The sequence below is a fragment of the Paenibacillus sp. FSL H8-0259 genome (genome assembly GCF_037963255.1).
Classification (GTDB): domain Bacteria; phylum Bacillota; class Bacilli; order Paenibacillales; family Paenibacillaceae; genus Paenibacillus_AQ; species Paenibacillus_AQ phytohabitans.
In genome coordinates this window covers 406,861-419,991 of record NZ_CP150147.1, presented here as the reverse complement: position 1 = coordinate 419,991, position 13,131 = coordinate 406,861, and the positions used below count along the sequence as shown (strand labels likewise).

At 53.8% G+C, this 13,131-nt stretch carries 9 protein-coding genes; 2 read left to right on the top strand and 7 right to left on the bottom strand.

The features are described from left to right. Nucleotides 1-24: 24 nt before the first annotated feature. From yfcE to NSU01_RS01825, 7 genes are all read right to left on the bottom strand, one after another. The gene (yfcE, locus tag NSU01_RS01855) at nucleotides 25-567 is read right to left on the bottom strand and encodes a phosphodiesterase (RefSeq protein WP_042132974.1); all 543 of its coding nucleotides are present in this window, start codon (nucleotides 565-567) and stop codon (nucleotides 25-27) included. Nucleotides 568-1,040: 473 nt separating this feature from the next. Beyond that, a complete protein-coding gene (locus tag NSU01_RS01850) occupies nucleotides 1,041-2,525 on the bottom strand; it encodes a glutamate synthase subunit beta (RefSeq protein WP_076243520.1) in 1,485 nt (494 codons plus the stop codon). Nucleotides 2,526-2,807: 282 nt separating this feature from the next. Beyond that, nucleotides 2,808-3,782, bottom strand: a complete 975-nt coding sequence (locus tag NSU01_RS01845; protein WP_076243574.1) for a permease prefix domain 1-containing protein — start codon at nucleotides 3,780-3,782, stop codon at nucleotides 2,808-2,810. Nucleotides 3,783-3,787: 5 nt separating this feature from the next. After that, nucleotides 3,788-4,114: a PadR family transcriptional regulator gene (locus NSU01_RS01840; protein WP_076243519.1), complete on the bottom strand. Its 327-nt coding sequence runs from the start codon at nucleotides 4,112-4,114 to the stop codon at nucleotides 3,788-3,790. A 156-nt stretch (nucleotides 4,115-4,270) separates the two neighbouring features. Then, a complete protein-coding gene (gene pulA / locus NSU01_RS01835; RefSeq protein WP_076243518.1) occupies nucleotides 4,271-6,226 on the bottom strand; it encodes a type I pullulanase in 1,956 nt (651 codons plus the stop codon). A 199-nt stretch (nucleotides 6,227-6,425) separates the two neighbouring features. Then, nucleotides 6,426-7,052 (bottom strand): C39 family peptidase, encoded by a 627-nt coding sequence (locus NSU01_RS01830; RefSeq protein WP_076243517.1) that lies wholly within the window; start codon nucleotides 7,050-7,052, stop codon nucleotides 6,426-6,428. Then, entirely contained in the window at nucleotides 7,049-10,603 is a 3,555-nt protein-coding gene (locus tag NSU01_RS01825) for a PAS domain-containing hybrid sensor histidine kinase/response regulator (RefSeq protein WP_076243516.1), read from the bottom strand. The genes NSU01_RS01830 and NSU01_RS01825 overlap by 4 nt, the downstream gene beginning before the upstream one ends. Before the next feature lie 303 nt (nucleotides 10,604-10,906). On the opposite strand from NSU01_RS01825, the gene NSU01_RS01820 reads away from it, so the two are divergent. After that, nucleotides 10,907-11,728: a hypothetical protein gene (locus NSU01_RS01820; RefSeq protein ID WP_076243515.1), complete on the top strand. Its 822-nt coding sequence runs from the start codon at nucleotides 10,907-10,909 to the stop codon at nucleotides 11,726-11,728. A gap of 89 nt (nucleotides 11,729-11,817) precedes the next feature. Beyond that, complete coding sequence (locus tag NSU01_RS01815) at nucleotides 11,818-12,921, top strand: glycosyltransferase family 4 protein (RefSeq protein ID WP_076243514.1); 1,104 nt, start codon at nucleotides 11,818-11,820, stop codon at nucleotides 12,919-12,921. Nucleotides 12,922-13,131: the final 210 nt, after the last annotated feature.

The window sequence follows — 13,131 nt, the reverse complement described above, 5'->3', positions numbered from 1 at the left end:
AGGGATTAGCGTTATGCTGCTATTTTACAGTGTAATATGCTTAATGACATTGCCCGCAAAATCCTTGATGCTGAATTCACCATTGTCCAGGATTCCGTAAGAATTGGGATTGTTCTCTTTGGGCAGGGAGATCGATCCGGGGTTAAGCACAACAATACCCTCCTTCACATCCGCCACCGGCAGATGCGTATGTCCCTGGATGAACACATCCTGCGGGGACAGCGCCGGCAAGTTATCGATGCTGAATCCATGCCCGTGCGTAGCGTAAATCTTCCGGCCCTCATGGAGAATCATTACGTAGTCGCCCATCATTGGGAACTGCAGGAGCATCTGGTCTACTTCAGCATCACAGTTACCTCTCACGGCAACCAGCGATTTACCATAAGCATTCAGCCTGTCAGCAACGCCCTGGGGATTATAACCCTCCGGCAGCGGATTTCTCGGCCCGTGATACAGGAAGTCTCCCAGAATAACCAGCGTGTGCGGCTGCTCCTCCTCCGCCTTGGCCAATGCCTGCTCCAGCCAGTGCAGCGACCCGTGAATATCGGAAATAAACATTAGTTTCATCTTTGTTCTTCCTCTCCGTTATATAGCTTTAGCTTAATGATGTCCGGGTAATTTTTTGAAATCCCAGCCTCTGCTGCCACAGGAATTTTGGACTACCCACTGTTAGTGGTGGAATCCTGCACGAAATACAACATTCTCCTCACAATATCGGGCGTAATCGGAAATTGTTGTACTAAATACAGCAACTCTCCTTCTCCAGGCGGGTTTGCGGGACAATTGCTGTATTTCATACAACAATCCTCCCAAACACCCCGGTATCACCCAATTAAAGTTGCAATACGTACAACAATTATGCCTGTGCAATGTGAACTTAAGAATCTCCGGTTCTGGTTCTGCCAGCAACGAATCAAACAGGAGGAATGGGGTAAATCCATGCATCCATTGTAAACGCCCCCGCCCGGTTAACGCAAAGCAAGACGCCCCGGCGGGGCGCCCTGCTGTTAACTCCGCTTACTCGTATATCTAAAAGCTCCTCATGGCAGGTTGGACGAGCCCATCAGGAAGCGGTCCACTTCACGGGCGGCCTGACGGCCCTCGTTAATTGCCCAGACCACAAGACTCTGGCCGCGCCGCATGTCGCCGGCCGTGAAGACACCCGCCACACTCGTGGCCTGCGCGCCAAATTCAGCCTTAACATTGGAACGCTCATCGCGTTCTACACCAAGCTGTCCAAGTACCGTTTCCTCCGGTCCGGTGAAGCCCAGCGCCAGCAGCACCAGCTGCGCCTGGATAACCTCTTCACTGCCCGGAACTTCAACCGGTACCATCCGGCCGTCCTCCGTACGCTTCCATTCAATGCGCACGGTGTGCAGCTCCTGCACATGTCCGTTCTCATCGCCGGCGAAGCGCTTAGTGTTCACAAGATAGCGGCGCGGATCTTCTTCATATAGGGAAGCGGCCTCCTGCTGCCCGTAGTCCACCTTCAGCACCTTCGGCCACTCCGGCCAAGGATTGCCCGGCTGGCGGGTTAGCGGTGACTGCGGCATAATTTCGAGCTGGATAACGCTTCGACAACCATGGCGGATAGAGGTAGCTACACAGTCTGTACCTGTATCGCCTCCGCCGATAACAACAACATCCTTGCCCGCCGCCGACAGATACTCACCGTCAGCCAGCCCGGAATCCAGCAGGCTCTTCGTATTCAGGGTCAGGAACTCCATCGCCTGATGGATGCCCTGCAGCTCCCGGCCTTCCAGCGGAAGCTCCCGCGCCTTGGTAGATCCGCCGCAGAGAACTACGGCATCATGCTCCTCCAGCAGCTGGGCTGCAGGGATATCCCGGCCGATCTCGGTCCGGGTTACGAAGGTAATCCCTTCCGCTGTCAGCAGATCCACCCGGCGCTGAACCTTCTTCTTATCCAGCTTCATGTTCGGAATGCCGTAGGTCAACAGACCGCCAATCCGGTCCGCCCGCTCATATACCGTCACCGTGTGTCCCGCCTTGTTAAGCTGCGCTGCACAGGCAAGCCCCGCAGGTCCGGAACCGACGACCGCAACCTTTTTACCCGTACGGGTAAGCGGCGGCTCAGGTACAATCCAGCCTTCGGCAAAACCTTTATCTACAATCGACTTCTCAATGGATTTAATCGTTACCGGATCGCCATTCTTACCAACGGTACAAGCGCCTTCACAAGGCGCAGGACAGACGCGTCCTGTAAATTCAGGGAAGTTATTCGTCTTATGCAGCCGTTTCAGCGCTACCTCCCAGTTACCGCGGTATACCATGTCATTCCATTCCGGAATGAGGTTGTGCAGCGGGCAGCCGCTGGCCATTCCGCTCAGCAGACGTCCTACATGACAGAACGGTGTTCCGCAATCCATGCAGCGGGCACCTTGCTCCCGCAGCTGGTCTTCCTCCAGCGGCACCGAAAACTCATTCCAATTCTTAATCCGTTCCAAAGGCTCGCACTCCGCAGGCGTACGCCGCTGATATTCTAAAAATCCGGTTGCTTTACCCATTCCTGTCTCCTCCGAGTCTCTCTGATTGGCCGCCGAAACTATAAAAAGCGGCATTCATGCCCACATTTGGCTCCAAAAAGAAACCTACTCTTCTGTCGCCAGCCGTCATTCTGTCACTGTAAAGCAGCGAAGCAAGAGGCTGCACAGGGGTATGGAATCACCCCGGTACAGGCTCTTGCACGGTTGTAATAAGGGGAATAAATGCCTTCATATTAACATCTATCCGCTAAGCGCGAACATGAGCAATGTCACCTTTTACAGCAAACGGTTCGGCACCGGAACTCAGGCTGCGTCTTTCCTCTTAAGAATATTGTAGGCGGAGCTGAATACCCCGAACAGAATCCCTGTTACAGGAAACACGATCCAGTTGATGTGCCACTGATCGTACACAAACCCGCTGACCAGAAAGACGCAGGTAACCAGCGGCCAGACGATGGAGGCTACTGCACCGATGACCCGGTCCTCTTCCTTCTTTTCTTTACTGAAATCCCCGGTCTTCAGCAGCATCTGATACGCTCCCCGGATATTTCCGTAATAGACAAAGAGGAATACAGCTACAGCCACAACGGCCAGCAGCACCACAACCCCATACGAGGAGGCATCATCCCCAAAGGCTGAAGCTACAAAAATAGCAATTGGCGATAATACGCACAAGCTGACTCCCATGATGAGCGACAGCATATACGTTGCGGCAAAACCGGACTGCCTCTGCTGAATATCCGCTTCCAGATGGTAAGGCAGATGAAACCCGGACTCCAAATATTTATACTTTTCCATTCGCATGCCGCTGTAAATAAACATCGCAATAGCCGGAACCAGCAGAACTAACAGAAAGCCTACCCCGATCATGCTCATCGCATCCTCCGAAAAGACAGAGCTCATAAACCCGTTCTCCCCAAGACTCGCAATCAGAATGAGCAGGCCGGCGCCCACCATAATCAGCCCTGTGCCAAGACCTATAAGCAGCCCTGATCTCCTTTTGGCAGCGATGAATTCCTCCGTCTCCATTTCAGTAAGCATTGGAAGCAGCTCTTCCTTAGGGTGCTCCCCGATCCCCAGCTCGCTGACCAGCTCATCAATGTTGCCGAATTCGGAAATGACGATGCCCACCGCCTCATTCTCCGACTTCCCGTCATCCTTCAGTTCGTGATACTTCTCCTCCATGTTGCCAAGCAGCTCCTGCTTCAGCTTATACATCTGTTCCGTTCTGGGCAGAGAAGCGAACATATTGTTCAGATAACCTACGATTGTATCCAAGTTCATCACAGCTCCTTTATGAATTTGTTGATGACTTCTTGCGTGACTTGCCATTCCTCGCATTTGGTGCGGTAATAGGCCAGGCCCTGCGGGGTGATACGGTAATAAGTACGTCTTTTCCCAAAAGTCTCATCCAGATAAAATGAATCGATATATCCGTTCTTCTCCAGCCGGGTGAATGCGGAATAGAGCGTAGTTTCCTTCATAATGTATTTCTCTTCCGAAAGCTTCCGTATATTCTTGGAAATCTCATAGCCATAAGACTCCCCGTCCAGAAGCATGTAGAGGATCATCGTATCGTTGTATCCCCGGATAACGTCACTGCTGATCAATTGCCTGCCTCCTATACTTCATCTGTCGTAGTAATTAGGTTCATTGTAGCATAATTACTACGACAGATGAAGTAGTTTTTATCCCGGGAAAAGGTTTATTTATAACAGGCAAAAAAAACAGGCTGCCCGGGCAGCCTGTTCTGTCTTTCAGGTATATTACAGCACAGCCAGTACAACCATCCCAATGCCTCTGGCCGCTAAAATTCCGTTGTCCAGCTGTCCCGCATGCTCCCCGCCGAACAGAACCGTCCATTCCCCCAGCATAGGCAGCTCAAGAACGGCTCCATCCGGATTGGCATTGTACAGGACGTAGAGATGCTGTGCGGAATCTCCCCCGGCATGATCTCTTAGCGAGAAGGCAACCGAATGCGCCGGAGACTCCTCGAAGACCAGATGGTCACGGATTTCATCGGCGGTCCGCAGCCGGAAGGCGGGACGTGCCGCGCGCAGCGCAATCAGCCGCTTCATGTAATCTATAGATTCCGCATGGGCGGCGCAGCGTTCCCAGTCCAGCCAGTTGTATTCCACTGGCGATTTATAGCTGTTCTCGATCCCGTCCTTGGTCCGCATGAACTCCTGTCCGGCATGGATGAAGGGAATCCCCTGGCTGGTCAGGATCATCGCTGAGGCCAAGTGGTGCATGGCGCGGCGCTGTTCATCCGTTATCCCTCCGGTGGACAGCAGAAGCTTATCCCATAACGTGTGGTTGTCATGGCACTCCACATAGTTAACACTTTGCTGGGGCTCCTGGGCGTATTGCCCGAGGCCCGGCCCGTAGTAGATCCCTCCGGCAATCCCAGCCTTCACATTCCGTTCAAAGCCGCTACCGCCGCTAATGAAGCCTTTCTGGTCATGCAGAAAAATATTGCCTTTGACCGCATCGCGGTAACCGTCATTGAAATGTCCGATGCCCGGCAGCTCATTCGCATGGCGCTGGTTGGCGCGGAGATCCTCTGCCAGCTCCGTATCCATCACCCAGCCCTCCCCTATTGTCATCAGGGAAGGATCAAGCTCATCGAGCCGGCGGCGGATTTCTGTCATGGTGCCAATATCAAGCAAGCCCATCAGATCGAAGCGGAAGCCGTCGATATGATATTCCTCCGCCCAGTAGACTACCGACTCCACGATGAAACGTGACATCATCTTCCGCTCTGAAGCGGTGTCGTTACCGCAGCCGGAGCCGTTGGACAGCCGGCCATCCTCTTTATAGCGCAGATAATAGCCGGGAACCAGCTTGGTAAAATTCACGCGGAACCCGTCATAGACATGATTGTAGACAACATCCATAATGACACGCAGGCCGCGGTCATGCAGCGCCTGTATCATAGTCTTCAGCTCCTTGATGCGCAGGCCCGGCACATACGGGTCTGTAGCATAGGAGCCTTCAGGCACATTATAGTTCTTGGGATCATATCCCCAGTTATAATGCGGCTGATCCAGCCGGGTCTCATCCACGCTCTCCGTAGCATAATCGTAGACAGGGAGCAGCTGCACATGAGTCACCCCAAGGGCGGCAATATGGTCAAGGCCGGTCGGAATCCCTTCAGGGCCGCGCGTCCCGGCTTCTGCCAGGCCTAAATATTGTCCTTTATGCGTAATCCCGCTGGCGGGATGCATTGACAGGTCGCGCAGATGAAGCTCATAGATCACCGCATCAACCGGATCCTCCAGCGGCGGCTGCTCCTGCGTCCAATGCTCAGGATCTGTCTTACGCATATCAAGAATTGCACCTCTGTCACCATTCACACCGACAGCACGGGCGTAGGGATCTGCTGCTTCATTCCACAAATCGCCCAGCCGCACACGATAGGTGTAGAATTTCCCGTTCAGATCACCGGGAACGGTGATTCTCCAGGTTCCCCGGACATCCCGGATCATAGGAATATGCTGTCCGGCTGCCTCCTGCCATGATTCATAGAGCACAAGCTCTGCCTCCTGGGCGGTAGGCGCCCATAAACAGAACGCCGAGCCGGTCACTGAATAGCTCAAGCCAAGATCGCTTCCGTCGTAGCTGAACAGTTCATCAAATTCCCGGTCAAACACGGATATACCGCTGGTAGCCGCCGGATCACCATAATAGATCGGCTCCTTCATTTCCTTTTGTACGGACAAGGCCCCCGCCTCCTTTACCCTTTATTAAAATATACGTCTGCTTATACTGGGAGTTACACTAAATCCATTCTTCATAAATGGAATTTTATCCTAGTCTTACGTTTTGTGCAAACGTTTGTATTATGCAGTACCGGAAGGCCGGACCTCTCTGCTGTCCCGTCATGCACTCCAGCCGGCAGGTTAGCCCTTCCTTATGCGGTTAAGGTGCCTCTGAGGATTCCGCTATGTTAAGCGCCACCATTGTAAGGATTGCCTGATTCGCTGGATATGAAATGCGCCGCTCCCGGCCGGGAATATACCCGCGGCCCGGATGCCGTACCCCATTGTCATGGACAACCAGCGTACATGTGCCATCAGCGTTATCCTCATAACCGATTCCAAGCACCCAATGATAATCATAGACATAACTTCCCCGCCAGCGGAGGCTGAACCATTTATCAAATTTAAGGGCTACAGGCCGCAAGGCATCGATCTCGGCTTTGTATCTTGCGATATCATTAAATACGGAAACCGTAAGCAGTCTGGAGCTATCCTTCCCGCGCGGAGCAGCATGGCTGATGTAGGCCCGGAGACCTTTGGCGAAGCTGCGCACACTCATTCCCCAAGGTGTTCCGCCATGATGAGTGTATATGTAATTGATATGTGCTGCCTTGGAATCAAAATGACCGGCCCCCGGAATAAACAGCCTGCCCATACGCGTGTGCCAATATTCCATAAGCGCGGCCATAGTTGCCGGACCGCAGGCTGAGGCGGGAGAGGCTACTCCCGTTTCCCACTGCGTATACGGTTCCGCCTTCAACTGCCGGCTGGACGGCTGTCCGCTCATAGGGATACCCTATTCCGGCAATGCTGCAATACGCGTTCAATATCTGTGGTCAGGTACGGCTTGCTGACAAAGTCATCCATACCGACCGAGAAGCAGCGTTCCCTGTCCTCATCCCTGGCATAGGCTGTCACTGCCGTGATATAAGGCTGATGATCCGGAGGAGCCTGCTGACGGATTCTGGCCGTTGCCGTCAGGCCGCTCATCACCGGCATTTGCACATCCATAAATACAAGATCATACGGCTTGCGGAGCACAGCCTGCAGTGCCCCGCTGCCGTTGTCTACGAGGTCAGCAGTATATCCTCTTGTGCGGAGCATGGTCAGCAGCAGCTTCTGATTGACCGGATGATCCTCCGCGATCAGAATGCGCATAGGTCCGAAGTTGGCAGCAGGCAGGCCCCCTTGCGCAGGAAGCAGCAGTTCCTTGCCGTCAGCCTCAGGCGCAAGGCTGCTTCCGGCTGATCCCCCTTGATCTGCCGGGGTAACCGGTACAGATACATGCTGATTGGATTCAGCAGAATCGGCTGATTCCGCCCACCCTTCATCAGGATCGATGTCAATATCTATAGGCAATGTGAAATAGAAATCCGAGCCTTCTCCTTCAACGCTCTCCACGGTGATCGCTCCGCCCATCAGCTCAACCAGCCGTTTGCAGATCGCGAGGCCCAGTCCGGTCCCCCCGTATTTGCGGTTAATTGACGGATGAAGCTGGGAGAAGGACTGGAACAGCAGCGGCTGTTTCTCCGGCGGGATTCCGATTCCTGTATCCAGCACACTGAATTTCAATATCAGCTTCCTGCGGTCCCGGCAGTATTCCGTACCAAGACGGATAGAGACTTGGCCCTCCTCCGTGAATTTGACCGCATTGCTGACGAGGTTCACCAGCACCTGGCGCAGGCGGGCGGCATCGCCCATAATCAGCTCCGGCACATCAGGAGCCTTATGACAGGAGAGTTCAATGCCCTTCTCCCGGGCTTTGGGCGCGAACAACTCCGTTACGTTTTCAAGCAGTCCTTCCAGGCTGACCGGCTCATGAGTAAGCGTCATTTTACCGGCTTCTATTTTGCTGAAATCCAGAATTTCATTAAGAATATATAACAGGGACGCGCTGCTGTCGCTAATGATCTCAGCATATCCGCGCTGCTCCTCATTAAGCTCCGTCTCCATGAGCAGATCTGTCATCCCCATAATTCCGTTCATCGGCGTACGCAGTTCATGGCTCATGATGGCGAGGAATTCCGATTTGGCCTGGTCTGCTTTCTCTGCCAGCTCCTTCGCTCTAATAATCTCCTTCTCATCGGTAATGTCACGGAAAACAACGACCGCTCCCTTGCGCTCGCCCTTGTCAAACAGAGGGGTAACCTGATATTCGGCCAGAAAGCTGGAGCCGTCCTTGCGCCACAGCACCGCATCTTTGCTCTGATGAGATTCCCCTGCCCGCACCGCCCGCATCAGCGGAGATTCCTCCGGCCGGTAATGAATGCCGTCCAGCGCCGTCTGTTGAAGGTGATCCAGGTAAGGATGGCCCGTGATCTCTCCATATTCAAAGCCCAGCATCTGTGCCCCGGCGGGATTAATAAAGGTTACTTTCCCCTCGGTATCCAGACCGAATATTCCTTCGGAGACCGCATTCAGGATCAGAGTGTAGTCATTGCCCAGCTTCTCAATCTGCTCGGTGTAACGGATACGGTCCGTAATGTCGCGCGATATTCCATATACACCCACAACCTGCTTGTCCACAATAATAGGAATATTGATCGTGTTAATCTCCACCAGACGGCCATCCTTATGAATCAGCGTAAGGTCATAGCTCTGGGGAATGCCTTGGGTAGCCAGAGTGAAATGATGCATCGTCTTCCCGATATCCTTGTCCGCCACGAGCGGTCCGAAATAATTACCCAGCAATTCATCCAGCGAGTACCCGCTAAGCTCCTCCAAATAGGGATTAGCCGTGAGATATTCACCCTGCAGATTCATGGAATATACCGCGGAAGGATTATACTCGAACAACGATTTGTAGCGCTGCTCGCTCTCCTGCAGCTTCGAGTCGAACTCTTTGCGTTCTGTAATATTCCGGCCGACGGCAATAATCTCCACCGCTTGACCCTGCTCATCAAAAATATAACGGCTGTTCGTCTCAAACCAGATGTAGCTGCCGTTCTTATGACGATAGCGGTAGGAAACCGGCCGGATAAACCCGGAGATTTCGCTTTCAGCCATAATCGCTCTCATCATCTCCAGATCATCCGGATGCAAATAATGATAAGCGCTGGTACCGATCATCTCTTCAGGCTCATAACCTAGTAATGATTGGCTGGCCGGTGAGCAGTACAGGAAGATGCTGTCCTTGATGGCGTGGCGGGAAATCAGATCGAGCGAATTCTCCGACATCAGGCGGTAATTGCGTTCGCTCTCCCGCAGCAGCCGCTCCATCTGCATCCGCTCGGTAATATCCTGCATCATGCCGATCAGCTGAACCGGCTGGCCGCCCGGTCCGAAGGTTACATCCCACTGGATGTGTACAGCCAGGATATCTCCATTCGGCAGAATCAGCCGGTAAGACGTGTCCCCGGACTCGCCCTTGATTACAGCACGCTCTACAGCAGCCTGCAGGAGAGAGAAATCCTCCGGATGAACCAGAGCCATAAAAGCTTCGTAATCCACATTGTCATTCCCGACAGCATTCTGCAGAATACGCCGCACCTCTTCCGAGAATGACAGCTTTCCCTTGGTCAAATCCCAGCCCCACGAGCCAATTCTGGCTACCCTCTGGGCGATGGCGAGCGCTTCCTCGCTCTGCTTACGCCGGGTCACATTACGCCCGATTCCCATAATTCGCGTAATTTCGCCGTTCTCGTCCCGGATTTCATGAAAAGACATCTCAAACCATAAATAATGCCCTTCCTTGTGACGCAGCCGGCGGCTGTAAGTATCATTCTTCAACAGGCCGTTGGAGCTGCTGATCCCGTCAAAATCATCCGGATGATAGAATTCTGCCCGGTTTCTTCCAACCATCTCCTCCGGCAGATATCCAATTTGCGGGAAGGAGGAGGGGGAAATAAAGCTTAACGTCCCGTCCGGCAGCGAGAAGGAAATCATGCTCTGATCATCTTTTATAAATAAGTTGTACAGATCGCGGCTGTCTACTGTCAGCTGGTCAGCAATCTTGCGGTCCGTAACATCCTGTGCATATACAATAATATTCCGGTCCATCCGGCCTGCTTCTGCCGGAACAAACGTAAGGGAGAGCCAGAGCTTCCTCCCGCCGCTGCCAGGGAAACGCAGCTCTTTCACAAGGGGCTGCCCGTTGGTCTGCGACAGCTCCTTCATGATTTCGGGTAAAGAGAATCCCCGCTGCTCTTCCAGCCGGACCCGGCCTGTCCCGGATAAAGCGCCCGCGAGAAATTCCGGTTCACTGCAGCCAAGCATCGTGCAAAAAGCAGGGTTAACCATGACCCAGCGGTCCCCTTCAGAAGACAGCACAGCCATCCCCACTGGAGACATCAGGAATGCTTGATCCAGAATGGTTCTATTCTCTGCCAAGTTATCCATTAAACAAGGCCTCCTTCATCTCGAGCCGGCGCTTCTGCAGACTCTCTGTTGTCTTCGCTTGTCCTTCTATATCTCACAGTATACGATAAGAGCAGCAGGGAATGAAACGTGCAGCCCCCATTGAATCCGGAAAATTTAAATTGTAAATATTGACTTTTCCAGAAGTGCGCCCTATATTAAAAGGTAATTATATAGTCGTGACTCATTACGCTGGAAGCACCCGTAATAGAGGCCTATTGGCCTTTACTGCGGGTGCTTTTTTGCGTGTATTATCGGGACACGGAAACAAGAGGAGGAATATTAATGAGGAATTTGTGCAGGAACGCTGCCATAACGCTGCTCTCCCTGCTGATTGCCCTGGCCACCCTGGCCGGGTCTGCTTCTGCATCTCCGACGGTAATAACCGCATCGATTCAGGCGTCTTTTGATCTTACTGCGGCAGCGGCAGATAGTACTATCCGCGTCCGGCTGAAGAGCCAGTACAGTGAATTAACCCTCCTGTCAGCCCAATATGACAGCCGGGAGATACAGATTAGAGCGCTTCATGATCAGAATGCAGAGTCGCTGATTGTTGTCCGCGAGGCTATCAAGAATATAGACCAGGCTTCCGTAGCCCGGCTTACCGCAGCTGTCAGCAGCGCCAAGGAACGCTACCAGCCGCTGTTCGATCAATACAGTGCGCTCAACAAACGGATTTCCCTGCTCAAAGGGCTGAAGGACAAGACGCTGAATTCCGTACTGAAGGCCCAGTCCGAGGCTATGAAGCTCCTTGTACAGTTGGCCCGACAGGAGATACGCGACAAGGAAGCCCTGCTCAAGGCTGCCAAGGATACACGCACCAAGCGGGTTGCCGCTGCCCGCAAGATTCTGGCCGGAATGGATAACGCGCAAATTTCAATGAAATCCCAGAAGAGTGCAGCCTCCGCATTGAACAAACGGCTTACCGCAGACTGGAGCGATTTCAAAGCTGCGGTCCGCAAGCAGAACTCCGTCCTGGCCGGCCAATCCTTATCCTCAATGGTCTCCGGCTACCGGCAAATTGCAGCCGGCAAGCTGAAGATTATTGAGCTGGAGCAGAAGATCGCAGCCATTATTACCGCTACCCATAAGCAAATCGGCACTTGAACCTCTATCTGTCCTGTATCTTCCAACCGTAAGGGCGCATATGGTAGTTAAAGAAGACCATCATCATGCGGCGGGAGGAGGCATTCACTATGCGTATCTGCATCATTGCACCCGAACAGTTCCCGGTTCCAGGGGATGGCTCTGTAGAGATCTGCATCTGGAATATTGCCCGGCGGCTTGCCCGAAGGCACAAGGTAACTATAGTGAGCCGGAGATCGCCTGGACTCCCGGACATTGACGAAATAGAGCAGGTCAGGTTCATCCGCCTTCCTTCCGGCACCCCTGCCCGGTACCGCAGTTCGGTTCTCGGATATCTGGAGGCGGCAGAAGCCTTTGAACTGATTCAGATCGATAACCGGCCGCTGCTGCTGGCCGCTGTCAAACGGCGGCACCCCGGCACTCCTGTGCTGCTGTTCCTGCATTCTCTGACCTTCGTGCCTCCGGAATCCAGAATCGCCCGCAGCCTCGCCCTGGCGGACGCTGTCGCGGCTAACAGCCGCTCCCTGCAGCAGCGGCTCGTGCGGCGGTTCCCCGGTATCCCGGGCAAGCTCCGCGTTGTTCCGCTGGGAGCGGACCTGTCCCGCTTCGTCCCCGTGCCGGCGCAGGAGAAGGCACGACTGCGCGCGCTGTACGGCCTGGCCCCCGGCTTCACCGTCTTGTTCGTGGGCCGGGTAATCCCGCGCAAGGGAGTGCCTGTGCTGATCCGGGCCATGCACCGGCTGAACAGGCATATGCCCGCCCGGCTAGTGATCGCCGGAGACGGCAAGCCGGCTTATCTCCGGCAGCTTAAGGTACTCGCGCGCCGGCTGGGTGTGCGCGTGTCTTTCCTGGGGAATATCCCGCATGAGGATATTCACAGCCTGTATCAGGCCGCAGACTGCTTCATCTGTCCTTCCCAGCGGCATGAATCCTTCGGCCTCGTGAATGTAGAGGCCATGGCCACGGGACTTCCGGTGATCGCCTCGCGAAACGGCGGAATCCGGGAGATTATTGATTCCGGCCATAACGGATATCTGGTGGGGAGATACCGGGACCCTGCTCCTTTCGCCAAGCGAATGCTGATGATCGGCCGCAATCCTGTGCTCGCGGCAAGGATCGGAATGCAGGGGCGGAGCGATGCGCTGCAGATGTTCGAATGGCAGCATACTGTAGAGCTGCTGGAGAATCTCTACCTGAAGCTGGTACCGCAATAACCGGAGGAGACGGGTCCGTGCACCTCCTCCGGGATGCGATACAGCAGCCCCTTTGACGCTCCCCGGCAATGCGACATTGTGTCATACGAATTTTGTGATCCTTCTCGCAGGATACGGCTGCAGTTAATATTATACTCATATTGTAAGCGTTGCCATTAAGCGAATGCACTGCACAGTAAGCCAACAAGACATTGGCAACCCCCTACAACA

Excerpts from the sequence above, each read along its gene's own strand:
- yfcE (WP_042132974.1), bottom strand. The coding sequence starts at position 567 with ATGAAACTAATGTTTATTTCCGATATTCACGGGTCGCTGCACTGGCTG.
- NSU01_RS01850 (WP_076243520.1), bottom strand. The coding sequence starts at position 2,525 with ATGGGTAAAGCAACCGGATTTTTAGAATATCAGCGGCGTACGCCTGCG.
- NSU01_RS01830 (WP_076243517.1), bottom strand. The coding sequence starts at position 7,052 with ATGAGCGGACAGCCGTCCAGCCGGCAGTTGAAGGCGGAACCGTATACG.
- NSU01_RS01825 (WP_076243516.1), bottom strand. The coding sequence starts at position 10,603 with ATGGATAACTTGGCAGAGAATAGAACCATTCTGGATCAAGCATTCCTG.
- NSU01_RS01820 (WP_076243515.1), top strand. The coding sequence starts at position 10,907 with ATGAGGAATTTGTGCAGGAACGCTGCCATAACGCTGCTCTCCCTGCTG.
- NSU01_RS01815 (WP_076243514.1), top strand. The coding sequence starts at position 11,818 with ATGCGTATCTGCATCATTGCACCCGAACAGTTCCCGGTTCCAGGGGAT.